Annotated in this window: 36 protein-coding genes and 1 pseudogene; 4 read left to right on the top strand and 33 right to left on the bottom strand. The window is 44.5% G+C overall.

Features of this window, described 5'->3' with window-relative positions:
- The first annotated feature begins 12 nt into the window (after positions 1-12).
- The 4 genes from G4P54_RS06790 to spoIISC all read left to right on the top strand — a co-directional run bounded on the left by G4P54_RS06790 (position 13) and on the right by spoIISC (position 2,279).
- Positions 13-1,014 (top strand): inorganic phosphate transporter, encoded by a 1,002-nt coding sequence (locus G4P54_RS06790; RefSeq protein WP_024716365.1) that lies wholly within the window; start codon positions 13-15, stop codon positions 1,012-1,014.
- A 110-nt stretch (positions 1,015-1,124) separates the two neighbouring features.
- Positions 1,125-1,871 (top strand): toxin-antitoxin-antitoxin system toxin SpoIISA, encoded by a 747-nt coding sequence (spoIISA, locus tag G4P54_RS06785; RefSeq protein WP_024716366.1) that lies wholly within the window; start codon positions 1,125-1,127, stop codon positions 1,869-1,871.
- A complete protein-coding gene (spoIISB, locus tag G4P54_RS06780) occupies positions 1,871-2,041 on the top strand; it encodes a three component toxin-antitoxin-antitoxin system antitoxin SpoIISB (protein ID WP_024716367.1) in 171 nt (56 codons plus the stop codon). The genes spoIISA and spoIISB overlap by 1 nt, the downstream gene beginning before the upstream one ends.
- An 85-nt stretch (positions 2,042-2,126) precedes the next feature.
- Positions 2,127-2,279, top strand: a complete 153-nt coding sequence (spoIISC, locus tag G4P54_RS06775) for a three component toxin-antitoxin-antitoxin system antitoxin SpoIISC (RefSeq protein ID WP_167872177.1) — start codon at positions 2,127-2,129, stop codon at positions 2,277-2,279.
- On the opposite strand, the gene G4P54_RS06770 is transcribed toward spoIISC, so the two are convergent.
- The 33 genes and pseudogenes from G4P54_RS06770 to G4P54_RS06615 all read right to left on the bottom strand — a co-directional run bounded on the left by G4P54_RS06770 (position 2,276) and on the right by G4P54_RS06615 (position 26,517).
- Positions 2,276-3,367: an acyltransferase family protein gene (locus tag G4P54_RS06770; protein ID WP_167872176.1), complete on the bottom strand. Its 1,092-nt coding sequence runs from the start codon at positions 3,365-3,367 to the stop codon at positions 2,276-2,278. The genes spoIISC and G4P54_RS06770 overlap by 4 nt on opposite strands.
- A 76-nt stretch (positions 3,368-3,443) precedes the next feature.
- Positions 3,444-4,340 carry an N-acetylmuramoyl-L-alanine amidase gene (locus G4P54_RS06765; protein ID WP_167872175.1) on the bottom strand — a complete coding sequence of 299 codons (897 nt, stop codon included), beginning with the start codon at positions 4,338-4,340 and terminating at the stop codon, positions 3,444-3,446.
- Between the two features lie 12 nt (positions 4,341-4,352).
- A complete protein-coding gene (locus G4P54_RS06760; RefSeq protein ID WP_167872174.1) occupies positions 4,353-4,616 on the bottom strand; it encodes a phage holin in 264 nt (87 codons plus the stop codon).
- 12 nt (positions 4,617-4,628) lie between these two features.
- Positions 4,629-4,880, bottom strand: a complete 252-nt coding sequence (locus G4P54_RS06755) for a hemolysin XhlA family protein (protein ID WP_420809525.1) — start codon at positions 4,878-4,880, stop codon at positions 4,629-4,631.
- Between the two features lie 89 nt (positions 4,881-4,969).
- A complete protein-coding gene (locus G4P54_RS06750) occupies positions 4,970-5,161 on the bottom strand; it encodes an XkdX family protein (protein ID WP_167872172.1) in 192 nt (63 codons plus the stop codon).
- Positions 5,151-5,591 carry a YomQ N-terminal domain-containing protein gene (locus tag G4P54_RS06745; protein ID WP_167872171.1) on the bottom strand — a complete coding sequence of 147 codons (441 nt, stop codon included), beginning with the start codon at positions 5,589-5,591 and terminating at the stop codon, positions 5,151-5,153. The genes G4P54_RS06750 and G4P54_RS06745 overlap by 11 nt, the downstream gene beginning before the upstream one ends.
- A gap of 12 nt (positions 5,592-5,603) precedes the next feature.
- Entirely contained in the window at positions 5,604-5,915 is a 312-nt protein-coding gene (locus G4P54_RS21785; RefSeq protein ID WP_489687038.1) for a hypothetical protein, read from the bottom strand.
- A gap of 36 nt (positions 5,916-5,951) precedes the next feature.
- Positions 5,952-7,079, bottom strand: a pseudogene (locus G4P54_RS21780) (terminase); the annotation flags it as partial.
- A 2-nt stretch (positions 7,080-7,081) separates the two neighbouring features.
- The gene (locus tag G4P54_RS06735) at positions 7,082-7,354 is read right to left on the bottom strand and encodes a hypothetical protein (protein ID WP_167872169.1); all 273 of its coding nucleotides are present in this window, start codon (positions 7,352-7,354) and stop codon (positions 7,082-7,084) included.
- Positions 7,351-7,929 carry a YmfQ family protein gene (locus G4P54_RS06730; protein WP_167872168.1) on the bottom strand — a complete coding sequence of 193 codons (579 nt, stop codon included), beginning with the start codon at positions 7,927-7,929 and terminating at the stop codon, positions 7,351-7,353. Before G4P54_RS06730 ends, G4P54_RS06735 begins: the two co-directional genes overlap by 4 nt.
- On the bottom strand, positions 7,913-8,959 hold the full coding sequence (locus G4P54_RS06725) for a baseplate J/gp47 family protein (RefSeq protein ID WP_167873840.1): 1,047 nt from the start codon (positions 8,957-8,959) through the stop codon (positions 7,913-7,915). Before G4P54_RS06725 ends, G4P54_RS06730 begins: the two co-directional genes overlap by 17 nt.
- Positions 8,952-9,377 (bottom strand): DUF2634 domain-containing protein, encoded by a 426-nt coding sequence (locus G4P54_RS06720; RefSeq protein ID WP_167872167.1) that lies wholly within the window; start codon positions 9,375-9,377, stop codon positions 8,952-8,954. Before G4P54_RS06720 ends, G4P54_RS06725 begins: the two co-directional genes overlap by 8 nt.
- A gap of 59 nt (positions 9,378-9,436) precedes the next feature.
- Complete coding sequence (locus G4P54_RS06715) at positions 9,437-9,703, bottom strand: DUF2577 family protein (RefSeq protein ID WP_024716379.1); 267 nt, start codon at positions 9,701-9,703, stop codon at positions 9,437-9,439.
- Positions 9,703-10,680, bottom strand: coding sequence for an XkdQ/YqbQ family protein (locus G4P54_RS06710; RefSeq protein ID WP_167873839.1), 978 nt, complete (start codon positions 10,678-10,680; stop codon positions 9,703-9,705). Before G4P54_RS06710 ends, G4P54_RS06715 begins: the two co-directional genes overlap by 1 nt.
- Positions 10,681-10,695: 15 nt before the next feature.
- Positions 10,696-11,355: a LysM peptidoglycan-binding domain-containing protein gene (locus G4P54_RS06705; protein ID WP_167872166.1), complete on the bottom strand. Its 660-nt coding sequence runs from the start codon at positions 11,353-11,355 to the stop codon at positions 10,696-10,698.
- Entirely contained in the window at positions 11,348-15,352 is a 4,005-nt protein-coding gene (locus G4P54_RS06700; RefSeq protein WP_167873838.1) for a transglycosylase SLT domain-containing protein, read from the bottom strand. Before G4P54_RS06700 ends, G4P54_RS06705 begins: the two co-directional genes overlap by 8 nt.
- 1 nt (position 15,353) lies before the next feature.
- Positions 15,354-15,503 (bottom strand): hypothetical protein, encoded by a 150-nt coding sequence (locus tag G4P54_RS06695; protein ID WP_081719940.1) that lies wholly within the window; start codon positions 15,501-15,503, stop codon positions 15,354-15,356.
- Positions 15,504-15,532: 29 nt separating this feature from the next.
- A complete protein-coding gene (locus tag G4P54_RS06690) occupies positions 15,533-15,979 on the bottom strand; it encodes a phage tail assembly chaperone (protein ID WP_003232676.1) in 447 nt (148 codons plus the stop codon).
- A gap of 93 nt (positions 15,980-16,072) precedes the next feature.
- Positions 16,073-16,516, bottom strand: coding sequence for a phage tail tube protein (locus G4P54_RS06685; RefSeq protein ID WP_024716383.1), 444 nt, complete (start codon positions 16,514-16,516; stop codon positions 16,073-16,075).
- 1 nt (position 16,517) lies between these two features.
- Positions 16,518-17,918: a phage tail sheath family protein gene (locus G4P54_RS06680; RefSeq protein ID WP_167872165.1), complete on the bottom strand. Its 1,401-nt coding sequence runs from the start codon at positions 17,916-17,918 to the stop codon at positions 16,518-16,520.
- Positions 17,915-18,133: a YqzN/YkzM domain-containing protein gene (locus tag G4P54_RS06675; protein ID WP_167872164.1), complete on the bottom strand. Its 219-nt coding sequence runs from the start codon at positions 18,131-18,133 to the stop codon at positions 17,915-17,917. Before G4P54_RS06675 ends, G4P54_RS06680 begins: the two co-directional genes overlap by 4 nt.
- 3 nt (positions 18,134-18,136) lie before the next feature.
- Positions 18,137-18,577, bottom strand: a complete 441-nt coding sequence (locus G4P54_RS06670; RefSeq protein ID WP_167872163.1) for a phage tail terminator family protein — start codon at positions 18,575-18,577, stop codon at positions 18,137-18,139.
- Positions 18,578-18,589: 12 nt separating this feature from the next.
- A complete protein-coding gene (locus G4P54_RS06665) occupies positions 18,590-19,075 on the bottom strand; it encodes an HK97 gp10 family phage protein (protein ID WP_167872162.1) in 486 nt (161 codons plus the stop codon).
- A complete protein-coding gene (locus G4P54_RS06660) occupies positions 19,072-19,428 on the bottom strand; it encodes a YqbH/XkdH family protein (RefSeq protein ID WP_167872161.1) in 357 nt (118 codons plus the stop codon). Before G4P54_RS06660 ends, G4P54_RS06665 begins: the two co-directional genes overlap by 4 nt.
- Positions 19,425-19,808: a protein YqbG gene (gene yqbG / locus G4P54_RS06655; RefSeq protein ID WP_167872160.1), complete on the bottom strand. Its 384-nt coding sequence runs from the start codon at positions 19,806-19,808 to the stop codon at positions 19,425-19,427. Before yqbG ends, G4P54_RS06660 begins: the two co-directional genes overlap by 4 nt.
- A gap of 21 nt (positions 19,809-19,829) precedes the next feature.
- On the bottom strand, positions 19,830-20,765 hold the full coding sequence (locus G4P54_RS06650) for a phage major capsid protein (protein ID WP_024716390.1): 936 nt from the start codon (positions 20,763-20,765) through the stop codon (positions 19,830-19,832).
- A 24-nt stretch (positions 20,766-20,789) separates the two neighbouring features.
- Positions 20,790-21,617: an XkdF-like putative serine protease domain-containing protein gene (locus G4P54_RS06645; protein WP_167872159.1), complete on the bottom strand. Its 828-nt coding sequence runs from the start codon at positions 21,615-21,617 to the stop codon at positions 20,790-20,792.
- A 19-nt stretch (positions 21,618-21,636) separates the two neighbouring features.
- Positions 21,637-23,124 carry a phage portal protein gene (locus G4P54_RS06640; protein WP_167873837.1) on the bottom strand — a complete coding sequence of 496 codons (1,488 nt, stop codon included), beginning with the start codon at positions 23,122-23,124 and terminating at the stop codon, positions 21,637-21,639.
- A gap of 3 nt (positions 23,125-23,127) precedes the next feature.
- Complete coding sequence (locus G4P54_RS06635) at positions 23,128-24,429, bottom strand: PBSX family phage terminase large subunit (RefSeq protein WP_167872158.1); 1,302 nt, start codon at positions 24,427-24,429, stop codon at positions 23,128-23,130.
- Entirely contained in the window at positions 24,426-25,223 is a 798-nt protein-coding gene (gene xtmA, locus G4P54_RS06630) for a phage terminase small subunit (protein WP_167872157.1), read from the bottom strand. Before xtmA ends, G4P54_RS06635 begins: the two co-directional genes overlap by 4 nt.
- A 117-nt stretch (positions 25,224-25,340) precedes the next feature.
- On the bottom strand, positions 25,341-25,850 hold the full coding sequence (locus G4P54_RS06625; RefSeq protein WP_024716395.1) for a sigma-70 family RNA polymerase sigma factor: 510 nt from the start codon (positions 25,848-25,850) through the stop codon (positions 25,341-25,343).
- A gap of 114 nt (positions 25,851-25,964) precedes the next feature.
- Entirely contained in the window at positions 25,965-26,171 is a 207-nt protein-coding gene (locus G4P54_RS06620; protein WP_167872156.1) for an XtrA/YqaO family protein, read from the bottom strand.
- Positions 26,158-26,517, bottom strand: a complete 360-nt coding sequence (locus G4P54_RS06615; RefSeq protein WP_167872155.1) for an XkdD/Y8K6 family phage-associated protein — start codon at positions 26,515-26,517, stop codon at positions 26,158-26,160. Before G4P54_RS06615 ends, G4P54_RS06620 begins: the two co-directional genes overlap by 14 nt.
- Between the last annotated feature and the right edge of the window lie 62 nt (positions 26,518-26,579).

Raw genomic sequence — 26,579 nt, 5'->3', positions numbered from 1 at the left:
CGAGGGGTTAAAATGGATATTCTATTAATATTAACCATACTAATAGTCATTTGTGCTCTGGCGTTTGATTTCATTAACGGGTTTCATGATACGGCGAACGCAATTGCGACTTCGGTATCGACAAAAGCCCTGAAACCGCGCCATGCCATCATAATGGCGGCTGCGATGAACTTTATCGGAGCAATGACATTCACAGGTGTTGCCAAAACCATTACGAAAGACATTGTGGATCCTTATACGCTGGAAAATGGTTCAGTCGTAATTTTAGCTGCGTTAATCGCTGCGATTGTCTGGAACCTGATTACATGGTACTATGGCATCCCAAGCAGTTCATCCCATGCTATCATCGGGGCAATTGCCGGTGCGGCAGTAGCGGCAGCCGGGTTTGCTTCGTTAAATTATAAAGGCTTCATTAAAATTATTGAAGCACTGATCCTTTCACCGATTCTTGCTTTTGTCGTTGGGTATATTTTATACACCATCGTCAAGCTGATATTCAAAGACAGCAATTTGGCGAAGACGAACAAGCAATTCCGCAGAGTGCAGATTCTTACAGCTGCCCTGCAATCGTATACACACGGCACAAACGACGCGCAAAAAGCAATGGGTATTATTACAATGGCTCTCATCACAGCAAATTTACATACTTCTGCTAATGAAATCCCAACTTGGGTGCAATTTGCCTGCGCGACTGCCATGGGTCTCGGAACATCAATCGGCGGCTGGAAAATCATCAAAACCGTTGGCGGAAAGATCATGAAAATCCGTCCGGTAAACGGTGTTTCCGCTGACTTAACCGGTGCTGCCATTATTTTCGGCGCCACATTTATTCATTTGCCGGTCAGTACCACCCACGTCATTTCTTCATCAATCCTAGGCGTTGGTGCGTCACACAGGGTAAAAGGCGTAAACTGGGGCACAGCCAAGCGGATGCTTATTACATGGGTCATCACGCTTCCGATTTCTGCGACACTTGGCGCCATCGCCTACTTTATTTTAAATATGATATTTTAACGTCACACCGCTTCTGTTAAAGGAGCGGTTTTTTTGATGGAACAGGAAAACCAGCCGGATCTCTCGAATACAATAAGCAGAACCATAATTCAGATGTGAGGGATTGATGTATGCTTTTATTCTTTCAGATCATGGTCTGGTGCATCATGGCCGGATTAGGCTTATACGTTTACGCCACGTGGCGTTTCGAAGCGAAGGTTAAAGAAAAAATGTCCGCCATCCGTAAAACATGGTATTTGCTGTTTGTTCTGGGCGCTATGATATACTGGACATATGAGCCCTCTTCCCTGTTTGCCGACTGGGAACGGTACCTCATTGTCGCCGTCAGTTTCGCTTTAATCGATGCTTTCATCTTCTTAAGTGCATACGTCAAAAAACTGGCCGGCAGCGAATTGGAAACAGACACAAGAGAAATTCTCGAAGAAAACAACGAAATGCTCCACATGTACCTCAATCGGCTGAAAACATACCAATACCTATTGAAAAACGAACCGATCCATGTTTATTATGGAAGTATAGATGCATATGCTGAAGGTATTGATAAGCTGCTGAAAACCTATGCCGATAAAATGAACTTAACAGCCTCCCTTTGTCCCTATTCGACGCAGGCTGATAAAGACCGGTTAACCGAGCACATGGACGATCCGACAGACGTGCAAACACGGCTTGACCGAAAGGATGTTTATTACGACCAATACGGTAAAATGGTTCTCATCCCTTTTACCATCGATACACAGAGCTATGTCATCAAGCTGACGTCTGACAGCATTGTCACGGAATTTGATTATTTGCTTTTCACATCATTAACGAGTATATATGATTTGGTGCTGCCAATTGAGGAGGAAGGTGAAGGATAATGGATCGCGCGTTTCAAAACGGCTGCGGGCCCCGCGCGGCCAAGCCGTTTAAAATCCTGAAAAAACGTTCAACCACCAGTGTCGCCAGCTATCAAGTCAGTCCGCATACAGCAAGAATCTTCAAAGAAAACGAACGGCTGATTGACGAGTATAAACGAAAAAAAGCATGATCACACTAAAAGGACAAGGGAAAACCGCTCTTGTCCTTATTCCTTTTCCGATGAGGGTTACATATACTAAAACAAACAGAGGACATTGTCAGGTGATAAAGTGAAAAAATTGGTGAGGCGTGTGAAGTTTGTTGATTACGGAAGGTTTGGACTTTCCGGATATTCGCTTCGGGTGAGGGAGCGGAGTGCCATGATATTGAAGCATTTAAAAAAACGGACAAAAAAAAGCGACATTTAAACAATATGTCGCTTTTTATATTCATCATTTTTATCTGTTTGATTAAAGAGCCTTGCATAAATAAGTTCTAAGTACTTCATTGGATAGATGATATATTTCACTACCCGGTTAAATGCGCGCGATCCAAATAGAGACGTTATTCCAAATGCCATCGTAAAACATAAAATCAATCGCGTATCAGGGTTTTGTTCGTTTAACCAGCTATTATGAGTGAGTAGCGGGAAGATAAAGATCATATGAAATAAAAAGATCGCAAGTGAATGTTCTCCCCATTGGGTGAATTTATTTTTGCCAGCACCAACTGCATTTAATAATAAGAAAATGCCTAATACAGCTAAGGAATAATGAAAGAATACAATCCCTGTATAACTATGATTCTCTATATGGAACTTTTGATAGCCTAGAAAACCAAAAAACAGTTGATCAAATTTATCATTATGCTGATCTAAAATAATGAAAATCAATACAGAGACAGCTAAGATAGAAAACAGTTTAAACTTAAATTTGTCTAATGCGCTGTATATTTTACTCATGAGATCTCTTGAACAATAAAAACCCGCCAAGAAAAATGGAAGAAAAACAAAAGTTCTCAATATAGATAGTGTTTGTGTATGCATGCTGCTATAGTATATTTTGATAAATTCTATAATCTGATCTGCATAAAATCTGGAAAAAAAGCTCATTATCAGCAACAAGAACAGCAACACCGCTTTTAAGACATGTCTGCCGTTTATTTTCTTTAGAATAATAGCCAGTGCATACCAGCTGCCCAGACTGACAATATACCACAAATGAGTATGCGGTCTTCCGTAAGTAAATTGAATGACAGAAAAGTTACCAGCATAGTAACGGTACACACAGTAAAAGGTTTGAAAAATAACATATAACAGAATGAGATTGATGACTTTTTTAATTGATGGCCTTTTGGAAAAATAACCATTTAGAAAAATAAAAGCAGGCATGTGGAATGAATAAATGATTTCAATCATATTTTCCAGCCCGCTTTTACTAGCACCCAGCAGATGGGCAAATACAACCAAAAATATTAATACACCTTTGACATTATTTAATTTCATATCTTTTTGCACAGTATAACCACCTAAAAACAAATTCATCAATATTCAGTATGGTTTTACTAGCAAGTGTTGTCAATGTTTTCTTTTTCTACAAGACCAATAAAGTGCTGATCTTCGCTTTTGTCGCAGGCCCGTAAATGCCATCGGCCGTTAAACCGTTAACAGACTGAAAACGCGCAACCGCATCCGCTGTTTTCGGTCCGTAAATGCCGTCTATTCCATTGTTGACAGCGCCTTTATCAGGATAAAAATACAGCGCGGCAAGTGCCCGCTGCACCTGAAAAACATGTTCTCCTGAGGTATATGGTGTTGTCAATTGAATGATGCCATCAGGGAGCGGATAGAGCTCGGGTTCTTCAGCGGACGATGGAGCACTTACAATTAACACTTGACCGACCTGAATGAGATTGGGGTCTTCGATATTGTTCCACTCTTGCAGCTGAGCAACAGTAACCCCGAACATTCTCGCTATGGATGTAAGTGTGTCACCTTTTTTCACGACGTAGGTTTGGCTGCCGCCTCCGCCAATCCCCGCTTTGAACGAATCCCACGTACCCAATAGCTTGCTCGGGCATTCCTTCCCAGACCAATATTTATGAGGGACGACATTGGCGAGACTGATATTGTGCTCACTCATTAATGTTTTGATCAGCCATTGGGCATTTGCTGTTGCTTTTGCAAAGTCTCCATCGACATTTTCGCAAATTTCAATTCCGATAGAAGCCCGGTTGCCGCTGCCATTTCCGTCTCCCGCATGCCAGCCGTTTTCATCTAAAGGCAAGTGCTGATAAATTTCTGTATCATCAACAGTAAAATGCCAGCTTGTCGTCGTACCAGGATTTTTCAAATAGCGGGCGTGCGCAGCAGCATCCGCTCCTGCTGCGGTATTCGCTGTATTGTGCACGGTAATGTAAAGCGGCGTCATTGCATAGCCAGGACGGTTATTTGCACCGACTGGAATAAAGTCTTGAATAATGTTAACCATTTTCATCTCTCCTTATTTCGTCAGATTATTTTCCTTTAACAAGTGGCGCTGTTTTTTTCCTTTTTCTGTTACATAGTTGTTTTTAAACCAAGCGGCAAGTGTCGTTCCAATTGTAAAGGCGATAGAACCTGCTGAATAAAGGGCGTCAGCAAGCTGATTGACCTGCTCCTCTTGAATATCCAATGGTGATTTGCCAAGCATCAGCATGGTCTGGTTGAGTAACGCAACCAAAAGAAGCACAGTCCTGATGACCGTGCCCTTGTCAAACGTTTTCATGAAAATCCCCCTTTAATGCTGCAGCAGGTTGTACATAATGGCGATCGTTCCACCGATGATCCCTGTACAAACTGCTGTAATAATAGCACCTGTGATGGTGCGTTTAATCCATGTTGTATTTTCTTCAATTTTGTTTAATTTTTCATTCAGCGTCATGATTTGCTGGTCTTGTCTATCCGATGATCTCTCTAGAACACTGACTCGCTGCTCAAGCGTTTTTTGTTCTGTTTTTATTTCTGTTATCTCTTTTTCAAGTGAATTCATGTCAGGTACCTCAGACAATGCTGACATATAAACTACCTCCCTACTTCTTTCATACATTCACCTCCTTTGAGGCAAAATAAAAAAGCCTTTTAGTTGACTTTTATCGTTTCCTCGTATGTTTGACCTGTTATTTCTTTATATTGATCATGTGACACGTATTTAGTAGCAACACCTTTCTTTAAGTCATCAATTGAACAGTCACTGTATGTCATTGCGTCCTTTATCATCGATATTGTAGCCCATTTATAAAACAGTGCATATACCCAGAAATTAAGATTCACTTGTCATCTCTCCCTTTAAACTCAGTACGTCTAATTTCAAAATCGCCATTTGTTCACCTAAAGACTGATTCAAATCTTCCGCTTCTTTCCTTGCCAATACTTCCGTAGTCAGTTGTATACCTAAAGTATTTTGAGCCTTCTCAGCTTGTTTTCTGGCAAGTTTTTCGTCTGCGAGTTGTTGCCTCAGAGTTACGAGTTGTTCCATAACCGTATTTGACTCAAATTCATTCTGATATTTGTTTTTTTGAATATCCTTATATTCTTGATCAGCAGATTCATGCCATACATTATTCGCCTTATCAAACTGCGGCCTCCATAAGCCATCAGGAGGCTTTACTGTAGTTGAATTATCTGGCATCTGGATTTCTGGACTGGCCAAAATTTTCGGTCTCAAAAAATAGAAATTATCATCATACAAAAAAACTTGCACTTTCTCTCCTCCTTACAGAGTAAAATTATTATCTAGAGAAACTCCAGTAATGTTGGCCTCAATGTTGGCATGTTTTCCAACCAATCTTAGTTCCCCGTTTGTTTCAGCAATATATTTTGATGTGCCTGTTGTTCCAAATAACGTTGCAGCCATAGATTTTTGTGTCGAAGGACGGGCTTCAGCTGGAAGTATAGCAAAAACGCTATTGAAGTCAGGCGAAACTACTTCACCTCGAGTAAATACCTGGTTACCCCATACAGCATACTGTGGTTTTCTTCCACCTACCTTATTTCCATTTATAAGAGTTAAGTCATACCAAGTCATGCTATTAAAATCCCCATCAGTAATGAGACGCTTCCATCCTAAAAAATCACCTTCTTTATGAATGATTCCAATCCATGTTTGATTATCGAAGGATCTTGTAGCGACAATTTTTTTCAACCCTTGCGGCGGAGCTAGTTCAGCAGATACTTCTGTAATATCATAGTAATACCAGGCTGCCTTATCGTCTCCAGGTAGATTTTGTACAGCGGCACCGAAATAAAAACCTGTGGGCAAATCAAATAAACTTCCCCCGTTTTTTATTTGAATTCTCTGGCCTTTGTCTGTTGTTAGTGGATATAATTGTCCGCTATTCCACTTGGTTCTCTCCATTGATGAAATATGAAGCGTTTGATTCTTAGCATGGTCATTCACCTTCGACTGAGCCCCTGTTATAGTCTCAATCGGATACCAATTGACTTTAGTATGATTCGCATTATAGTAGAACCACCATGCGTTTCCAGATACATCCACAGCATAACCAATTCCAATCCCTGGTTGACCTACCAATTGCATACCTCTCAGACTTCCTGAAGAAGGGTTATCAGTAACTGCGTTTGTCCCATAGAAAGACACAGATCCTAAATCTTTTAACGCTTCATAAAATGTGCCAGAAGTTAGGTTGATTTTTTGCGTTCCATTGTCGGCCGTTATTTTGAATAGTTGTGAATTATTCCACTTAGTACGCTCATCTGATGTGATATGACAGGTTGTATCATTCGTATGTGAACTAAATTCAGCTTTTGAAGCTTGCAGTACATTATCTACATTTCCAAGCCCAACTTGTGCCTTCGTGACTTGGTTTGGATTATCTCTTCTTGCAGCCAGTTCATCAGTGTATGCTTTTGCATTCCTCTCAGCTGTATCAGCCTTACTTTGAGAACCAGCTGGTGTTTCTTTTGCGTTCCAATTCGATCGCTCTGCAGACGTTATATGCCGGGTTGTATCATTCATATGTGAATTAAATTCCGTCTTTGAAGCCTGCTGCACGTTATCCACGTTCCCCAGCCCGACTTGCGCCTTGGTTGTGTTGTGGGGGTTGTTCATGTCGTTTTTGTGGGCAGCCAGGTCTGTGTGAGCGTCTTTTATTCCTTTTTCCCAGCGGTTGACGTCGTCTTCGTTGATCGGATCGTCCGGGAGCCAGTCTGTTTTTTCTTCGTATGCCATGTTTACACCACCTCAAAAGTAAATCTGAAATCGAGTGTTCGGTTTTCGCTGACGTCCAGGTCTGTTTTTCTTTCTGTAATGATGTTGCCCAGCTCGTCAAAAATTTGGACCGTTTCGATATGCTTAATGTCTTCTTCGCGTTTTGTCAGAACGGTGACTGTCGCTCCGTCAATGGCGAGTTCTGCTATTTCTGTTTTTTGTCCGTTAAGCAGCACGTGATCAATTCTGCTCTTCAGATCTGCCGCTGTACGTTCTCTGTATATGGTTGAAATCAAGTTAAAACCACCTCATTGTTGTTAAGGGTGACCGAATAACCGACTTTCAGCTCACTGGCTGTTCGGTATCTGCGGTGATTCAGGATGACTTTGTCTTTGATTTGAAGCGTCTCGTTCAATCCGCCTCTGAGCGTATACGCCAAATGAGCGGGCTTCATGTTTTCTATCGTTTCGATCAGCTCATTCATGTGCTGAAGGTCATCAACATTGATGTCGACGTTAAATCTGTATTCGCTGGGAAGCAGACGGACCTGTGCAGACGGGTTTTTCAAAAAGCGGTTCACCGCCTGCTCAATGGCCTTGTAAGTAATTGGCGGGATGTTCGACATTTTTGAAATAAGCCGCAATCTTCTGATCTCGTCGTTGTCGCCTGATTCCCGCGGGACGTTTAAAATCTTTTCCCAGCGGCTGAGCCCCCATGTCGCTGTCGGCACAAATAATTGATCGGTCAGATCAAATATGCTGTTATTCTGCTTGTCAAACTCAGGTGCCTCCGCTTTCAGCAGCTCGGCCATTTCTTTCAGGCTGGTGAGAAATGGCGGCAGGTATGCTGTCATGTCATCTTGTTTGCTCAATGATCTTCACCTGCCCAAGCTTAGGAATTTCCACGTCGCTCAGCACGAGATTTTCAGACGTGCCGTTGATTTGAATATTAGCGTAGTCACTGACTGACGGTGAATTATAAACAATATTGTTGATTTGCGATAGACGGATGATGTTATCTTCAAACGCCATTTTCTTAAAAAGATTTAAAACGCCTTCTTCAATTTCCGCCTTGACTTCATCAATCGAGTGATTGATCTCAGGCAGCACTTCGGCCGAAATTTCAACTTCTTTCCAGACCGCGCTTTCCACTGTGACAACGGCTCCAATTGGCGCCTGCCCCTCACCCTGCCCCGGTTCAGGATCAATATAATCCTTCACTTTTTGAATTAAGATATCGGAAGCTGGCTCGAGCTTGGCATTCGTGACGACAATTTTGACCGTGCCGTCCCCGTTCCAAAGCGGGAAAATCTTCGCCTTCCCAATACCATCCACTTCTTCAGCCCACTCTTTATAATGCATTTTATTGGCACTGACAGCCTCACGCCGAACCCTTGTAAAATACCGATCTCTTAAGCTGTCGTCTCCTTCTTCCTCGCGGCCCGGAATGAGGATTTCTTTGACAATGGCTGTTTCTAATCCGGGAATGGTATCCAGTGACAGTAAATTACGTCCGGTCAGGTTGGCATTTCCTGCTTCACCAGGTGTTTCACAGACGAGCGTCCCATCTGCTGTATATTGAAAATAAAGATTATCCACATAGAAGCGGGAGCCTGCCGGAATGGTCACACCAGACGTAAACTCTCCCGCTCTGACCGCCTTTGTCGCGGCTGTCCGTTCAATCCCCGCTTCCGCTGCGCGCCGGTCTAAAAACTCCCCTTGCGCGGTATCGGAGAAGACCAGCTCTAGCACAGTATCCAGCCATATATATGACTTCGCAAGCTCGGCCGCCGCCGGGGCTAACGCATTATAAATGACACTGCCTTCTCTTGTGTCAATATCTGCGGAGATGCTGTTCAGCATACGCTCCATAATCTCCTCAAAGGTCTGATCCTCAAACATCTTCGCCAATCACCTCCTCAATCTCAAGCGTCCCTTCATCTGTCTCCACCACGAAGGAAACATGAAACACATCGCCTTGTTTTTCAATCTCAAAATCTGTTACAGCAGATATCCGGTCGTCATAAACGAGCGCTTCCTCTATCAGCCTCGGAATCTCCATTTTTTTATAAGCATCAGTCGTCTCATGATCTGTCAGCACGTCCTGAAGTTCATTGCCGACATTATGGCTGTATACGGAATACGCATAGCGCTCTGTCTGTAAGGCGATATACACAAACTGTCTGATCGCTTCAAGACCGGTAATCAGCTCATTTGTAATTCTTCCGTTTTCAAAATCGATTTTGTACGTTTGCGAGGTTTCAATGACTTCACTGTCATCTTCAAAATCCTCAAACTGAACTTCCGGTGTCAGGGCCATGATGCCCACTCCTTTATAACAAACTAAATAAAAAACCACTTCTAGCTGAAGCGGTTTGTCTATACTTTATCTAAAATAAAAAACGATTGCCCGCCAGTCAGAGCAGCTGTCATAACACGGTCTCCCGGCTCGAGTGCATCGTCTCCTCCGGACTGCATCCGTTTTGGGATGATGAGGGCGTCAGCCGGTATGATCAGTTTGCTGTTTTCATTTAACTTGATCTCAACAGGAGAAACCGAAACCACCTCAGCTGGGAGCAGCTCCACCGGAGACTCAGCGCCAACTGCGCCGACTGCCAAGTGTTTAATAGCCTCACTTAACCTCATCAGGACGCTCCTTCCGGCATCGCATTCTTTTCGACAACATCAATGGTCATCGTATGTTTCGTTCCTTTAAATTCGTGCCGGTCTGTATCTACCCAATAGGTTTTTTTGATTCCCGCTTCCGGAATGGATATATAGACAGGCAGTCCGCTCTGCACTTCCGGAATACCGACCGCCTGAATATTTTTCAGTTCTTTCTTCACGCCCTTTTTTTCAGCAAGACGCACATCTGCCCGCCGCTGAAGCTGTGCTTGGTTGATGTCATCTGTGACCGTTTCCGTATATTGAAGCACACCGTATTTATTTAAGCCTGAACTGTCTTTGGCAGACGCTTTATACGTCTTATTGTCCTTCTGCCGGCGGAGCACCACCCGTGTTGCAGTGTCATTTATAGAAGTGTTGTATTGGTAGCCCGTAATATTGACGCCGGTTTCGAGCACCCATACCTCTGACGGATCTGGCCACGCGCGCAAACCGAGCTTTCCTTTTTCCGAATACAGCTGGTAATGCCGTCCTGTCTGGCTTTTCGTCTGTTTCAGCGCTTTTAAGATGATGTCATACAGGCTCGTATCATTTTTAATGACAAGGCTTTTGATTGTATGGCCTGTGTTCGCAATCGAGGCAGTCGGTATTTGAAAATCATTGGCGATTCTTCTGATCATCTGGTCAGCCCGCTGATTGGAAAAGACGTACACATCCTGGTTTTTGACCAGATACTGAAGCATATCGTATGCGCTGAAAGCAAGCGTATGCTCATCCGGGGTTCTCGCAAAAACAATGCCCCGAAAAAGCTCTTTTCCCTTCCACTTAAATAAGACCGTATCTCCTTCTGTGACGCTGTAATACGTCTGGTTACCCTGTTTGATGACAATGGTCGCTTCAATGGAGCGCGGCGCCTGATAACGATGTCCTTCCAGTGATACGCTTTCAGCCACCAGCTCAAGCCATTCTGTGTCTTTAATAACGAACAGTTCTATCATCATACTTCACCTGTTTCATTGCGGTATCTTTAATTTTTGGCCGGGGAAAATCCAGTGGCCCGGCTGCCTGATGTTTCGTTTGCTTCGTTTAATCATTGCTGTTTTATTGGCGTTCCAAATTTTGCGCCATTGCGTGCTGTTCCCATAAAATCTGCCGGCAATGTCCCACAGCGTGTCTCCCTTTTTCACTGTATAGGTTTTCGGAGAAGCCTTCGACGGGCGTTTTGCCTTTGTTTTTTTCTTCTGCTTGATTTTCCGTGGGGAAGCGGTTTTGTATTCTTTTAATTGAATATCAAACGAGCGATCGCCGATATCCTGCTGGCCTTCGCTATAGGAAAAACCTTCAATGCTGCATGTTACATTCACTTTAGTTCCCGTAATCAAAAACTGAACCGGTTTTTTGGCCTTCATCCATTTTTCAATTTTCGTTATCGCATTTTCCGGGGATGGGAAGTGTTGATATTCAGCTATCGGGCTGTATTTCTTCGGAAAAAACGAAGAGAACGAAATTTCTTTTGCTCCCTGTTCGTCAATAAATGTAAGGTCACCGAACTTGGCTACTTTAACCGTTTCATTCTGAACCGTATTTGAAATATTTAACTGGTCGGGAAGAACGGGGAGCCGCAGTTTGTCCTTCCCTTGTGAAATCCAAAATTCATATACGGATTTAGTCAAATGCAACGACTCCCTTCGTTCCAATATTGATATCCTTTTGCAGCTCGTCTATGAGCGCCTGTTTGATTTTCGCTGCTAGGCTTTCGGCGTCTTGTCCATTATGGAAGTGCTGGTCACCGTTAAATTGGATATAAATCTCTTTTGATCCGGAAACCGCTGCCGCCGGCCGGCTAGCTGAAGTAACAGCTGAAACTTGCCCTGATGAAAGCTCAGATTGCTGGGATTGAGATGGATCTGTCACTTCCATACCAAGAGCCTGTGCCGCTCTCTGAAGGAGATAGCGGCCACGTATGCCTCGCTCCTCCGGAATGATCCATTCTCGCTTGTTTCCTTCACCGACACGGGCGATTTGTTCTTTTGTGATCAGCCCGCCGTTGGCATAACCGACATAGGGACCGCCACGTTTAAGACTTTTAATACCAGGTACATTATCAATTGATCCGTATCTGCTTTTGATATAACCGATCGCAGCAGCAGCGTTGTGAATCGGATTTCTGATATTACCCATGCCTGGCGCTTTATGGGCATTAAATGTAGTTGGAACTGTCTGCATGAGTCCTTGTGATGGATTTCCCGCCTTCGCGTTGCTATCCCACAGGTTAATAGAGTTAGGGTTGCCCCCTGATTCATACTGTGCAATCGTCATTAATCCCGAGAGCCAGCTCAACGGTGTCTTTGTGGCCATCATTGCAGCCATAAGCCACTGTTTCACATTTCCGCCTACTGCACCCATTCCGGAATAAGCAGCTGCCAGTGATCCAGCTTGTTTTTCAGCATATTTTTTCACATCGACAGAATCTAGACCTTTTACAACACCAACAGAGGCAAAACGCCCCAAGCTCATCATGACACGGGAAGGTGAATGGATATCTAATTCCTCACGGAAAGCCTGTTCCACTCGCTTCGCCATATCCTTTGCAGCTTGTTTCACTTCACTGGATTTAGAGTTCATGCCTGTCACAAAGTTTCCAACCAAGCCGGAACCCCAGCTATTGGATGTGTCTTTTGAATGCAGGAACGGTTTGTCAACATGTGAGCTGACATACTGCGCGGTCCCTGTTTGGGTTGAGTTTTGTCCTTGGGCAAAGCCTTTGACCGTCCCTGTGCCCCATGATGATGATTTGTTCACAGTCGCTTGGAAAGGTGTTTTGACCTTTGATTGCAAAAAGCCGTCCGTTCCGGTTGCAGTGCCGTTTTGCCCCTTAGTATAGCCGCTCACCATTTGTTTTCCGTAGTTTGGTGAAGCAGAAATCATTTGTGTAAATGGCGTATTGATGTTTTTCTTTTTCCAGTCTTCCATTTTGACCGGCTGATTGCTGATGCCTTTATCAAAGCCTTCTGAAAATTGCTGTCCGAGTGTGGACGCTTGGCCTGTAAGGTTTGCAGTGTCCATTGACGGAGAGGCTGATCCTGATAACGGGCTGGCAGCAGCTGCTCCTCCTGAAACCGATACCGGACTTGCAGCAGAAGATGAAGCTGCTCCCATGTCGTCTACGACTTGCATACCGAGCTTAGACGCTGCTTGTGAAAGAAGCATTTTGCCTCGACCTCGGTTGTTATCAACCGGGATAACGAATTCCTTGCCGGCTTCACCGATCCACGAGATAGTCGGTTTGGTGATGTAGCCGCCTGTGGCGTTCTGATTCAGCGCTTGTTGAAAAACAGTCATATTATTATTTGATGGAGACTGAGCAAAAATGTTATTAGTAGTAGTTTTAGAACTAGTTTTCTTCTCTTTCGAACCCTTTTTGCTTGGTTTTTTCTTGAGGTGAGTAACTTCCTCCCCCCTGTGTATTACTTTTGCAACGAAACCTCCAACTGCATCTTTTATATCGAATAGCCATGAAAATTTCTCAGCAATTGCCTCTGATACTTTAACCAATGGATCTTTCACATGTTCATTAAACCAAGTTTCAATTCCATCCCATGCATCCTCAAAAAATTTCCTTGCATCATCAAATTTTTCTTTTATTGAAGTTTTAATATCATCTACTTTTTTGACGATCGGGTTCCATACATTATCATAAAACCAATTTGACACGCTTGACCAAACATCAGAAATAGTAGTCCATGCATCGTTAATCTTACTCCAAATCCATGTTGCCGCAGTTGATACTGCTTCACTCACAGGGTTCCATACATTGTCCATGAACCACGTAGAAACAGTAGACCATATTCCAGAAATAAAAGTCCAAGCGTTACATAATCCTGTCCATATCGTTGTAGCCACAGTAGTAACCGCTCCGCTTATTGGATCCCACACGTTATCCTTAAACCATGGGTAGACAACATTCCATACTGCCACTATGCCATCCCAAGCATAAGCAAACAGACCTACTATAAAATTAATTACGGGTACAGCTACATTATAAATAGGCGTAAACACATACTGGTCAAACCAAGTTGAAACTTTACTCCATGTATCTTCAATCCAAGTTATTGCCCCATTGGCTGTATCAGAGATTGAATCCCATTTTCCACTCCACCACTCTTTGTTAAAAAGTGATTTGCTTATATTCTCCTTTAACTTAGACGTATCAAACATCTTACCAATGTTCTTACCTGCTTCTTCTCCGCCGATAGCGCCTACTAAACCGCCGCCGATTCCACCGATAGCGCCTCCAATTGCTGTCCCTTCCGGACCAACGAAGGATCCAATTGTCGCACCTGCTTCTGCTCCGGCAGTTGCACCTGCTTCGGCGCCGACAATGCGTCCTCCGATTGAACCAACCTTTTCGCCAACATTATCTTTATTGATTCCAGCTAAATCGAACATCGCTAAAGCAGATCCCACGTATGGAACAGCCTTTCCCATGCCTCTGAACGCTTTTCCTAGTTTGGATGAATCCTTTCCTAGCGATTTTAATCCTCCAAGCCAGTTCTTTACCTTCGAACCTGAAGTCCGAGGGGCACTTTCACCAGATGTGCCGCCCTGACGTCTTCTTATCACTTCTCCAGGAACCTTCAGCGTTCTGTTTGGAGCCTTTGTCGGGCTTTTCTTTTTTCTATACGTTTTTTTCTTTTTAGTGCCCGGACTGATACCTCCGTCTTCACAGCAGCCGCAACAACAATTTCCGCCTGTATTACGATTAAGGACTTTTTTATCTTTTTCAGAATCCTCGCCTGAATCTTTCTTTTTTTGGGGGCCTAGAATTTTATCAATGATCTTATCGAACACATCATTTTTCAGTTTTTCTAATAATCTCTCTTTGAAACGATCTAAAAAAGCTTTTCCGATTTCGTTGAGTGTATCCTTAATCCAAGGCCAAGCGGATTTGGTCCACCAATCCTTTAGCCAACCTTTTATTTTTCCGACCCATCCAGGTTTTTGATCTGAGCTTTTATCAGACCCTTTATCCGAGGATTTGTCTGATTCTTTCTTAGATGTCTCTTTGTTAATCGGGCTTTCTTTTTTATTGATTTTGTCTGATACTTTTGACTTAACAACAATCTTTACAGAATACGTTTTTTCAAATTTCCTCAAAAGTGCTGTTAATCGATTAACGGTTTTGGTGATTTCATCGATGACTTTTAATTTAACAGTATAACCGTTTTTTAAATTTTTCTTGATATAACCAATCATTTTTTTAACTGTTGACGTAACCTTGTCATCTGGAACCAAAAGAAATGATAGCTTTTGATTAGATAGCATCTTCTTTATTTTTTTATATGCAGTTCTTGTCCTGTCTACCAAAGATACAGTCAGCTTGGTTTCTTTCGGCAGGCGTTTTAGTTTTTGTTCAATCGCTTCCAGCTTTGCAGTTGCTTGATCATCAAGTACAACTTTGATTTCTAGTGATTTCGCGAATTTTAAAATGATGTAGTCATTTATTTTTCTCAGCCGGTAAAATGCCTGATCTTCTGCTCTGATACTGATTTTGATTTGCCGATTAATGGTTTTGACTTTTTTTTCGACCTCTTGGAATCCTTTATGTATCCGTTTTAGTTTTTTAGATACCTTGTCTTCGAGATCAAAACGAGCTGTTAATTTTGCGATATTAGTTCCCTCCTCTCCTTGATTCTTTTTCTAATCGTTCTAGCTTATAACCTATCAACCCAAATAAAAGAGCTTTGAAATGTTTTGGTGCTTCGTATAATTCAAGAAGCTGGGATGGCGAATAATGAAGCTCATGCATTGCATAGTACAAATACACAGCTTCCTTATCGCCATCCTTTACTAGTTTTTTGCTTCTTCTTCTAGATCTTCAAGATCATCCTCAAACCCATTGATTTCAATAGCCTTATTCAGCCAGTTTGCATACTCTCCCCCCACAGATAGTACACGTTTCGCCACTTCTACTGGATCCGCTGTTTTGTAAGCTTCTCTTAAATCTTTTGAACGAAAATCAGGATAAATAGTAGATTCGATGGCAATTCTCGCATAAAAGCGCTGGGAGTCTAAATCTTTCACACGGCCGCGGCCTTTCACATTTTTAAATGTGGTATTTTCTTTCTCCAATTCATCAATTCGTTCGGTTGTAATTGGTTTTAAAATAAACGGAATGACATTCCCTTTTTTATCAACAAAACGCTTTGAGATCGGTACTTTGATTTCTTCGGCTTCAATTGTTTTTCCCGGCATAAAAAAGGAAAGATCATATACGTTTTCGTTCTTCTCGCTCATGTAAAAAACTCCCTTATCTCTTTTAATTGATTTCATCATGTGTAAAAACAGACCTTTCTGAGAAAGGTCTGCATATGGCTACTTCAGTTTTGATTAAAATGTGTCAGAAAGCTTTTCAGGCACGTCGAAGTCTTCGAATGTAAATGGCACTTCTTCTTCCAGCGCTTCTGAATCGACATCAAGGCTTGCGATTTTGGCAGAGTCAAAGTTGACGTCGTACAGCGTGACGCGCTCTGTGCCTCGTCCGGAGGATTTATCATCAAGCACGGCTTGGAGTGTGAAGTAAGGGTCGCTGCCTTTTTTGACATAATCCATCATCAGGAGCACGAATTTTGATGTGACTTTATAGAACGTTGCTGTTCCAGTTCCGTTTGCCCCTGTTGTTTTATGGCCTGTCATGCGGCGGCCCATAATGTTTACTTCAGACTTGTTTTTCTCGACGTTCGCTTCAAATGTTTTGATGTGCGCCATTTCCTCGCCATCGAGAAATAAACGGCCTTCTTTTCCTGAGATTGTGTTTTGAGCTTTTAATGCCATATTAGTTTACCTCCACATTAAAGTAGAATTTTTCTGCTGCGTCGACAGGCTGTACAGCCAGGTCAATCAAGAAGCCGTCACGGTCTTCATTCATTGAAATGGTGATATCTCCATCAGAATCAAAGCCGGTGATACCGCCCGCATCCTGAAGTGTTGTCAGGTATTGCGTGATCATCGTTTTCACATACTGCAGTCCGTCTTCAGACGCCGGGATATCGCTTCCGCTGCCTTTTCTTGATTTAATTAAGGCTTTCAGCTCGCGTGTTAAATCATTATTCACAGCGTCCAGGACACGGACGATTTTATTTTTCGCGAACTTTTTGTTTTTCTCGGCTGTGAATGTAACGAGTGAGTTAATGTCCTTTTCAACGCTGACAGATTTATCGCGGGCGTCAAATGAAAATAAAAATTCGCCTTTGCCCAGACGTTCAACAATCGTATCGTGGTCAAGGCGGTGTAATACATCAACGGCGCCTTCGTACTCTACAAATGTAAGTGATTGATTAAAGGTTGCTCCTGCGCTCGCGCCAGCTACCCAAGCTGTCGCTTTGTCCGGTGTAACCTCCGTGCCATCTTCCAGCAGCACACCTTCTGTTACGTTGATAATGCCTTCATAGTCACCAGCATAATTGGCTGTGACCCCTTGCACTTTTTGTCCTTGACCGTCGCGCAGACGCTTAATGAAGGCAGCAAATGTCGCCTTCAGCTGATCACCTTCCGCAACAGGAAGCACAATCACATCAAAACTCTCCGTCTCAGCAGCTGCTAAGAAATCTGTATAGTCAGAGTTGACAGGGGCTTTATCCGTACCGCCGGATAAACGGATTCCAGCTGATGCATTCAGCGTTTCAGCTGCAGTGTCTTCTTCTGATCCAGTGAGCGGAATCGTCGAAGAAAGATCGCCTGTTCCGGTAAAGGTGACATAGCCGTTTGCTTTTAATTCTTCAGCCTTTTTGACGGTCTGTTTATCAACCTCTGATTCATCCATATACGTTGTCACGTCAAAAGCAGCGGCATCCAGCACATTGGGGTTAATACGGATGATGATGTCATTTCCTTTTGATCCGCCGTATACAGCAGTCGCTTTGACGCCTTCTGCAATATCAGCAGACGCTCGGACACCTTCGGTTAGACGGTACATCAATACCGTTTTCGCGTTTTTCTTTGCTTCACGCAATAGCAATAAAGACGGGTCATCAATGCTGAGGCCCACTTTTTTGTTAAGATCTTCGACGCTGGAAATGGAGACGAACGTTTTCGCTTCGCCCCAGCTTGATGCGACCGGAAGTGCGACTGTCCCCCGTTCACCTAGTGACACCCGCTCCTGTGCTGTCGTTTTAAAGTTAAAATAAATGCCTGCACGTTCTTTTTCTTTACCTGTTGTAAATGTTCCGCCATTCATGATGACATGACCTCCTTAGTTAAAAATGTTTGAATCAATTGTTTCGCTTCTGATTTCGTCATACGTGTTTGATCCACGCCAAATAAAGCCCCCTGAAGGATATCCGGCTTAACGCCGAACAATTCCTTCGCGTGCTTAGTCAAATCCGCTGTATCAAAAAGAGCTTCGCGGCTCTCTGTATGTACAGCCTTCTTCTGTTGTTTGTCCTTTGCCACCGCTTATTTCACCCCGCTGTTCATGTCGATATCCTGTAAGACAGGCTGTTCTGTTTTGTGATAATAATATCGGCTGCTCCACCTGATCACCATGACCGCCTCGCCCCTGTCCCCTATTCTTGTCTCCATTCGGGTGATGCGAACCATATCCCCCGTCTTCTCGCCAAATTCACTGAGCAGCGGAACCATATTTCTCGCTTCTCTGATAGCATCCGCGAGCCTGTCCGCTTCATCCAGCGCCTGAAGGGAGTCATGATGAAACAGCTTGACATTGAGACTGTAGGTTTTTTTAAATGTGGAGACCGTGTCTGTTTCCTCAAAAACAGATGGCGACGGGACATATAATGACGGCACCTGAAACTGATCAGGCAGCTCGCGTTCATAAATGGGAACAGACCACTGGCTGTACAAAAACGCCATGATCGATCCTGTTTCACTGTTCATCCTGCTCCTCCTTTACAGCTTCTTCAGCCACTGGCGCAACTTGCTTTCAAGCGATTTTTCAAACAGCTTTTCATATAAAAGCAGGGCATGATCCCAGTAGCTCGTGCCCGGTGTCCATTTTCTCTTGAGCGCCATTCCGGTTGAAGCCGCTGGATCATACATAAACTGTGAGCCTTGGAAACGCCCAGGCACCCACCTCACATTTTCTTTTGACGTCCAATGGCCGTCATTCAAAAATGAGGCGTAATCAAGCTGTGTGCCGACCTCAAGCGAAAGCCCGCCGCTTTGCACAATCCAGATATTATCCTCTGCGCCTTTCTCGAACGAGCTGAGCAGTTTTTCTGTATCAATCGTTTGTGTGCTGATGAGTTCAGATTGAACGATCTCCAGAAAATCTTGCCCGCACTCCTCGAGCCAACGGGACGCCTGTTGAGAAAAGGCGCCTGTGGCCGCTTCTTTTAATGACTTGTTTAGCTGTTTCAGCCCCGCTATTTTCATAGGCTTTCATCCCTGACTGCGATGACTTCCCAATGATGATGTCTGATCCTTTTCGGCAGCTTTAATTTATAGTTATGATTCTCCCAAATGACTTTATCGTTCACGCGGATGTCCGCGGACAACGGAAAATGGACGAGAAAGCTATGATATACCGTTTGATTCGGCTCCTTCTGGATCAGCTGCTGCGTTTTTTCTGTAAAATAACAAGGGACATCTTGTTCATCAGGTGTGTCAGGATATGAAATGACCGGCTGCAGCTTGTCCGCCGGAATCCCGAACCGGCCAGCAGACGGCGCTTGAGCCTCTTCATGATAAATGTCGCAGCGGTGAATGAGCATGTGCTGATAGCTCATAAGGACCTCACCTTCAGTATGGAGGACTCAGGGACGTAGCCCGGCGTAATAAACTCTTCGAGCAAATGATACACCTCCGGCCGCTGAATGCCGCCTTCTCCGGAAACCGTATAGGAATAATCGCCCATTTTTTCAGACTGATAGCTTGATGAGGCTGATTCATCGCTATTCACAAGTGCAAAATACTGGGCAAGCTTTACTAAAGCCAATTTCACCTTGTCGGGCAGCGGATCATACACACTGTCTTCAAAGCGGTGCCCTGTAATCAGAGCCGCTTCTGCTTCCGCCTCGATGATATCCTGGGCCAGCAGTTCCTCCGGTCTGTTTTTTACTCGATCATAGATCGAATAGGAGGCTACGTCAGTCGGTTTAATGAGCATGAGCTGACCACCCCGTTTCTATTATTCTTTTACGTTAATTAATTTCGCGCAGGCATCCTCTTCCTCGAACTTGCTGTCGAGCTTGGCCGTTAAGACGATAATGAATTTACGGGAGCGGATGTCTTTATCGACTTCAATTCGGATATTGCGGGAGAAGCCGAGAATGATATTTTTCGGATGTGTGAGAATGATATCAGAAGCGTCATATTGCGCGTCTCCCTCACCGACTGTGTACGGCTGGATATTGGATACCCCTTTGACCGGCACGCCGAACGCTGTTGACAGGCCGCCCTGAACAGCCTGGTCCCCTAGGTTTGTCTGGCGGTCCGCCACGCGGTCCTTCCATTCAACTTCTAAGCCGTGAGACGTATAAAATCTGAACTCCTGAGGAATACGCAAATATTTCGGCGGAACAGCCTTTAAGCCTTTCTTGAATGTCGCTCTGGACAATTCTTCACCGTTCATGTCAACGATGTGGGACACCGCTTGCTTGCGAATGCCGTCCAGCTGCGCCAGATACGGATCAGCTGATGCTGTATCGCCATTTACAATCAGCTCTTCAATATCAACGGCTGCACGCTCTGCTAAAATTTGCATGATCGTCTGCTGCAGGCCGTCTTTTTCAATGTTGTTTTCGAGTGTGTCATACGTAATGTTGATTTCCGCAATGACTTCCTTCGTGTTCAGCTGAACAGTGCTTGTCGTCGGAACTGTCAGCTCGTCGTTTGACAGTGCTTTTCCTTCTTGAGCAGCCCGCAGAATACGCTGGCCGAAGCCGATTTTCTCAAATTTTTGCGAGTCATTTTCCATTTGAATCACGCGGGATTCACTGAAAATGGTCGGCGTGTTTTGCACCATGCGGATAAAAGCCGATGCTTGCGCAGGGTTCATGAGTCCGCCGCTTTTTAAAGCAGAAAGCGACATTTCCGCTTTCCGAATGATATCTTGATTTCTCAATTGATTTCCTCCTCTTTGACTGGTTTACAGCAGTCCGCTCCAGATTGATTTTTTGACTTGCTCTGTATTACTGCCCGCTTCGTCCGCTGTCTGTTTAGACGCGCCTCGCGCTTTTTCCAACGCCTCGATGCGTTCGATCAGCGGGGCAAGCATATCCTCAACGAGCTTTTTCAGACGCTCGTCATCACCCGTCTGCTCAGGCTTTTCCTCCGTGTCTGTGTTTTTTTCAATCCGCTCAAGCCGTTTGAGCAGAGGGTAAAGCGCATGCTCGAATGATTCTTTCATGTCTTCTTTTCTCATTTCTTCAGTCTCCTTTCCTGTTTTGTCAGCCAGCATCTGCTTGAATACACTGAAGAATCCCGCTTTTTCAACCGGTTCTTCCTCATACACATCAGCAGTGCCCGCCATGCTGTAGCCAGTGATGATTCCAGCCTTGATCTGTTCCCACACCTCGTCAGACGCTCTTGTCACGAGCACCCACGAGCCTTTTGCAATCTGCTTTGACCCGATCATAAAATCATCGGGTGCCACATATGACTCGACTACAACGCCGGTTCCGCCCTCAAAGCTGTGATTGATATCAATCTCCCGCGCCTCCGCGAGAAAGCCGTGGGCCGCTTTTTCAATTTCCTCGGCGGTCATGAAATCGCCGTGGGCATCAGGAACATCAGGCTCATACACGATTCCGTACACGAGCTTTTGTTCATCCAGCTCACTCTTAGTAAATACCCGAACCTTTTTTTCAAATGACGGAGGTCCGGCTGACTTCGTAAAGAAAAATTCTGTCTGGTTAGCTGCCTTGTCCACATAACTGACAAAGCTGATTTTCGCATTTCTTAATTCCCGCGCCACCTGCTTGATTCACCTCCCTTCAGGACGTTTTGATAGCTTCGATGCTTTCTTTCAGCTCCTGCATGAGCGCAGCCAGATTTGTCTTTTCCGCATTCTGTCCTGCGGGCCGTTTATAGATTTCCTCAGGCCATTCCTCAAGCGTTTTGCCAAGCACCCGCCCCGCAAGGTCGCGTAAATCATTCGGCGAAACGGCTCCGGCTGTAATAAAAGGACCGAGCACTTTCGCAATCTCAAGCGGATCGCGAAAGTCCGGTCCTTTTAATGTCAGCCTGACGTCATGGATATTCAGCTCCGGCAAAAGCAGCGTGTTCAGTTTATTTACGAGCGTTTTTCGCTCCGGCTGAAAAACCTGCTCCTCCGTAATTTTTCTGGCGGTATCAGCTGTCGCCCGGTTGTATTCCTGAGCTTCGCCTGTGTACAGCGGCGGGAGGCGGAACGCCGAGCGGAGCTTATTTCTGCTTTTTTCATCATACTCAAGAAACAAGGCGTCGTTTTGGAGAATTTCCGCCAAAGATTTGATTTCCACGGACACCGGCGTAATATCCTCGCCCCCGTGGAGATCCTTCTCTTTCGCGATTCCTTCCGCTTCAATCAGGAGAAATTTATGGGCGTTTTCCACGCCTTCAAGGTCATTCATGTACTCTTGCAGCTCCCGGTAAGAAGCTTCCGACAGCATCCCGTTTTCCACTGTGATGGCAGCGGGTACGTGACGGCCCTGCTTAAAATACATAAAATTGAGCTCTTCCGCTTTTCGTGCTCCGTACAAATTGACGATATTGCCAACCCAGCGGGGCACGCCGTATACACCGCTTCCGATTTTGAGGTGAATGGCTTCATTTGCTTGATACTTCTCCGCCAATGTGCTCACATATTCACCTGTGCGCATGTCCATTTTTCGCGGATCGCCGTATTCTTTGAAAAATACTTTCTTTCCATTGATCAGCTGCACAAATTTCCGGAAGCGTTTTTGCCGTTTGATTTGTTTCATTTTTCCGTTTTCTTCATACATAAAAGATACTTCGACAGGGGCACCTGCTCCGCATACACGCATATTTTTCACATCTAAATATTCGATGCCGGCCGGTTTTCCCATCCCGTCGCGCAGCACTTCCATAAAGCCGTTGCCTGTTTTTTCCCTGTCTTCAATGGCATAGCCTAAAATCATTTCAGCTGATTCGTCAAAATGAAGACATTTGTAAAATGCCTCAAGTCTTGCCCAGTCTTTTTCCGCTCTTTTCTTTTTTGCCTGGTCGACGTCAGTAGCGTTGACATCAAACGTGTACTCAACATCGAAGCCAAAGCCTGTGATGTTGACTCTGTACGCATCAATGCATTGCTGAAGAATCGTCGAGTACTCAGCAATGGTTTTGAGCTCAGTAATATTGTAGGGCGGTGCGATAATATCCTCTCCGTACAGCTCAGAAAAGTCATCTTCATAGATTTGCTTTGTCTGAGGAGCGGCGGCATTGGCTTTGAATACTGTCGCTCTGACTGTTTGATTGTGTATCATTTATGACCTCCTCCTTTCCCTGTTCGGCCGAATTCGTTTGTGTGCTGTCTCTTTCATATCAGCCACCTCATAATCATCAAGCGCATACCAAATCGCAGATAGCGTATGCGGGTCAATCGTGAAATCATCCTCTATCAGCGCGCCGTTTTTATCTTTTGCGTACGTCAGCGTCTTGAGCTCATAGATGACATTTTCACAGCGGTCCGAACAGAAGATCTTTTTGAATCGTTTCACCTTTTTCGTGTATTGAAGCCTGGAGCCGGGAAACTTTCTGGCTCCGACCATTCGAAAGCCCTGCTGGCGGAAGTATTGGATGCTTTTCGGCTCAGCGGAGTCGGCTTTGATCAATTCCTGTGTGTCAATAAACTCACGCAGTTCCTCAGCGGTCCTGTCATCTGTCATTTTGTTTTGATAATACTCCCAATAAATGTAGAGATATTTTTTTTCTGGGTCGACAGCGAGCCGGACGACGGCATTATAAGATTCCTCAAACCCAAAATCCATGCCTGTGCGAAAAATCGGCTTGCTGATAGCTGCGATAGATTTTTTTACTTGATCATGCGGGAGCACCTCGAACTGCGGCAGCACCCTGATCCCGTTGACGCCGAATCGTCCTTTGCGGGCAATCCGGTACAGGTCAGGATCATACGCCTTGAGTCCGTCAAGCTGCTTCACATAGCTTTTCGGGAGAAAGAGGTTGTCGTTTGCTGTGGAATGATGATAATACGTATCCCCCTTCACAATCGTCCGCTTTTCGTAAAGTTCGCTGTCATCCAGTACAAACCGTTTATTTCGTTCATCACGAAAAAAATGCCGGTACGTCCAATTGGAGGTGCCGACAGGATTGGTGGTGCAGATCATATGAAGCTTCAGCTCAGGATGGCGAAGACGGCCGATTAATTCCTTGAAGCCTTCATACTTCACCTCTGAGCACTCTTCAATCCATATTAATGAAATATTATGAACCGATTTTAATTTCGCCGGATTGTCCATGCCTTTGAACATGATCCGGCTGCCGTTTTGAAATCGCAGCTGGAGCGGAGAAGAAAGGGATGCCACAGCCTTTGTGAGGCCAAGCTCTTCAATCACCTCTTGAAACAAGGCGAAAGTTGAATCCCGATGGGTGTCGAACACCTCGCGGATGACAAGGGCGGTCCGTTTTTCCTCCAGCAGCTTTAGCACGATTTTCAATGCCGTATGATAGCTTTTGGATGAGCCGTAGCCGCCGACGAGAAACTGGTACGTCTGCTCCCAATTGAACACGTAATCTTCGAAATGAGGGTTGATTTCTTTCACAATCATGACTTGTCCTCTTTTCGTTTGATCATGATTTCAATCGGCGCTTGGCTGTCATCCGTTTTCTCCGCTTTTTGTTTGGCAAGCTTCAATTTCTCGTTTTCAATTTTTTGTTTAAATTGATCCGGGAACAAATCAAAATATAAGGACAGCTTCTCGAGCGCCTTCATTTTATCGGCTAGTTTGATGGCGATGCCTTCTTTGCCAAGTTTTGCTTCCGTCACAATGGTGCCGTCCACGAGCCCGGAGTCTTTGACATCGACAAAGCTGATTTCCTTCATAATCGGATTATCATCTTCATCAAACAGCGGACCTGATTTCCCGACAGCCTGAACCTCTTTTTTTCCGAAGGTCACATAGTCCGTAATATCCGCAAACGCGATCTTGATATAAACCTGCAGCACGTCCATCGCTTCAATAAACATTTCATTGACCATTTCTTTTTTAATGCGTTTGATTTCAGCTGCAACCTTTTCATTCTTTAACAGACGGCTGCCCGTCACATGGGCGCTGTCCGGAGAATAGCCCGCTTTGATTGCTGACTGTGTGGCATTGAAGCTTTTGACGTAATACAGGCAAAACAGCCGCTGGCGTTCATTTAATTCATCATTGTCTATCCGGCGCTGTTTTGGTTCATTTCCAGCTTCAGAAAACAAGGCCGTTTTCCATTTGTCTTGTTTTTTCCATATGCCGATTGTTTTTGCGGAAACACCAATGATGTCCGCAATCGCTCGATTTGTGATCTTTCCCTGATGTTGTTGATAGATTGCTAATGCTTGTTCGCGCTGTTGTGTTTTCATGCTACGGCATCACCGCCACCTCCAGCATGGATGTCTATTCATAAAAGCGGCTGATCTTGCCAGCCGCTTATGTGTCATGCTCTATTCACTTATAGGTGGCAAACGTATGACAAGCTTTCAGGCAAGCGATCGATTCATTTCCTCCTGCTGTCTTTGCATCTTTATGATCGCCCGTTTGATGGTTGTTTGCACAGTGGATTTTTTTACGCCGAGAAGATCAGCGATCCGCTCATAGGAAAAGCATTCTACCTTGTGCAGCAAAAACATTTCTTTTTCCCTGTCCGTCAACAGGGATAATGCTTCTTGGATTCTCTCTCTGTCTTCTTCTGATACCTGGCCGTCCGGCTCAAACATCATAGCGCTGGAAAATGATTCGATGATTCTCGGGTCTTTGATCATCAGCCGCTGGTAGGCGTCACGCCGGTCAATCGCCCGTCTGATGCCGGGCTGTCTTCCTTTTTCAAGCCATTCTGTTACATATTCAAGATCAGTAATCATATTTCTGATGATTTTTTTATCCTTCAGCTCTTCAGCTGAGAGCACGGATTCATCCGCCTCAGCGAACGTTTTATATTGTGTTCTTGTTTGTTTGAGCGTGCGTTTATATTCAAATAATAAGTCTTGCATTCTATGATCCTCCTTATTTTTGACAATAAAAAACGGACACCAATCAACGCACAAATGCTGTGCAGTTGATCAGTGTCCGCAGGCTTTCCGTCTTGGACGTATTTTGTTTTCGCTTTAATTTAATTTGTAGCCGATTTCAAATTCCACACGGGCAAGGTCACCCTTTCTCGTTTCGACGAGCGTTTTTCCATGCTCAGGCGCTTCTGTGATCCATGCTTCTCGCTTGATGCCATCCACTATAATGACGCGGATTTTGCCTTCCTCCAGCTGGCTCTCCAGCGTGATAGAATCGATTTGCAGCAGTTTTTTAGGATTCATCATGTATCTTTTCCTCTCCTTCTGATTCAGCGCTTTTATTGGCCTTTTCTAATAGCTGAATAATATGCTCCTTTGAATGAACAGAATTCCCTCTCAGAAATTCAAGAGCTGCTTGAGACGCTTCCAGCAGTTCGGGCGCAGCCGCCATCAACGCGGCATTGCTTTTTTGCGAATACGAGCTGAGGTCAAATACAGCGGCAATCAGCCGCCCGTTTGAATATGGGAATCTTTCTTTTTCTTCTTCGCTGTAAGCTGAATAAATATAGATCGGTTTCGTATCCCCGCACGGGACAGCACGCCACGGCGCAGGGCTTTTCTCTGCTTGTTTTGTTTTTGCCAACACTTTCACTTCCCGTCGTCCTTATACCATTGTTCAATGTTTTTTTCTGTTTGCTTTGCCCGAAACAGCAA

The organism is Bacillus tequilensis (assembly GCF_012225885.1).
Lineage (GTDB): Bacteria > Bacillota > Bacilli > Bacillales > Bacillaceae > Bacillus > Bacillus tequilensis.
Note: the sequence above shows the minus strand (reverse complement) of the source record. Positions and strands in the feature narration are given on the sequence as shown.

Bases quoted from the DNA above. Each gene is read 5' to 3' on its own strand.
- G4P54_RS06790 (WP_024716365.1), top strand. From the start codon at position 13: ATGGATATTCTATTAATATTAACCATACTAATAGTCATTTGTGCTCTG.
- spoIISA (WP_024716366.1), top strand. From the start codon at position 1,125: ATGCTTTTATTCTTTCAGATCATGGTCTGGTGCATCATGGCCGGATTA.
- spoIISB (WP_024716367.1), top strand. From the start codon at position 1,871: ATGGATCGCGCGTTTCAAAACGGCTGCGGGCCCCGCGCGGCCAAGCCG.
- G4P54_RS06765 (WP_167872175.1), bottom strand. From the start codon at position 4,340: ATGGTTAACATTATTCAAGACTTTATTCCAGTCGGTGCAAATAACCGT.
- G4P54_RS06760 (WP_167872174.1), bottom strand. From the start codon at position 4,616: ATGAAAACGTTTGACAAGGGCACGGTCATCAGGACTGTGCTTCTTTTG.
- G4P54_RS06755 (WP_420809525.1), bottom strand. From the start codon at position 4,880: ATGAATTCACTTGAAAAAGAGATAACAGAAATAAAAACAGAACAAAAA.
- G4P54_RS21785 (WP_489687038.1), bottom strand. From the start codon at position 5,915: ATGACTTGGTATGACTTAACTCTTATAAATGGAAATAAGGTAGGTGGA.
- G4P54_RS06725 (WP_167873840.1), bottom strand. From the start codon at position 8,959: ATGTTTGAGGATCAGACCTTTGAGGAGATTATGGAGCGTATGCTGAAC.
- G4P54_RS06720 (WP_167872167.1), bottom strand. From the start codon at position 9,377: ATGGCCCTGACACCGGAAGTTCAGTTTGAGGATTTTGAAGATGACAGT.
- G4P54_RS06715 (WP_024716379.1), bottom strand. From the start codon at position 9,703: ATGAGGTTAAGTGAGGCTATTAAACACTTGGCAGTCGGCGCAGTTGGC.
- G4P54_RS06710 (WP_167873839.1), bottom strand. From the start codon at position 10,680: ATGATAGAACTGTTCGTTATTAAAGACACAGAATGGCTTGAGCTGGTG.
- G4P54_RS06690 (WP_003232676.1), bottom strand. From the start codon at position 15,979: ATGAGCGAGAAGAACGAAAACGTATATGATCTTTCCTTTTTTATGCCG.
- G4P54_RS06685 (WP_024716383.1), bottom strand. From the start codon at position 16,516: ATGGCATTAAAAGCTCAAAACACAATCTCAGGAAAAGAAGGCCGTTTA.
- G4P54_RS06680 (WP_167872165.1), bottom strand. From the start codon at position 17,918: ATGAATGGCGGAACATTTACAACAGGTAAAGAAAAAGAACGTGCAGGC.
- G4P54_RS06670 (WP_167872163.1), bottom strand. From the start codon at position 18,577: ATGAACAGTGAAACAGGATCGATCATGGCGTTTTTGTACAGCCAGTGG.
- G4P54_RS06665 (WP_167872162.1), bottom strand. From the start codon at position 19,075: ATGAAAATAGCGGGGCTGAAACAGCTAAACAAGTCATTAAAAGAAGCG.
- G4P54_RS06660 (WP_167872161.1), bottom strand. From the start codon at position 19,428: ATGAGCTATCAGCACATGCTCATTCACCGCTGCGACATTTATCATGAA.
- yqbG (WP_167872160.1), bottom strand. From the start codon at position 19,808: ATGCTCATTAAACCGACTGACGTAGCCTCCTATTCGATCTATGATCGA.
- G4P54_RS06635 (WP_167872158.1), bottom strand. From the start codon at position 24,429: ATGATTGTGAAAGAAATCAACCCTCATTTCGAAGATTACGTGTTCAAT.
- xtmA (WP_167872157.1), bottom strand. From the start codon at position 25,223: ATGAAAACACAACAGCGCGAACAAGCATTAGCAATCTATCAACAACAT.
- G4P54_RS06625 (WP_024716395.1), bottom strand. From the start codon at position 25,850: ATGCAAGACTTATTATTTGAATATAAACGCACGCTCAAACAAACAAGA.
- G4P54_RS06620 (WP_167872156.1), bottom strand. From the start codon at position 26,171: ATGATGAATCCTAAAAAACTGCTGCAAATCGATTCTATCACGCTGGAG.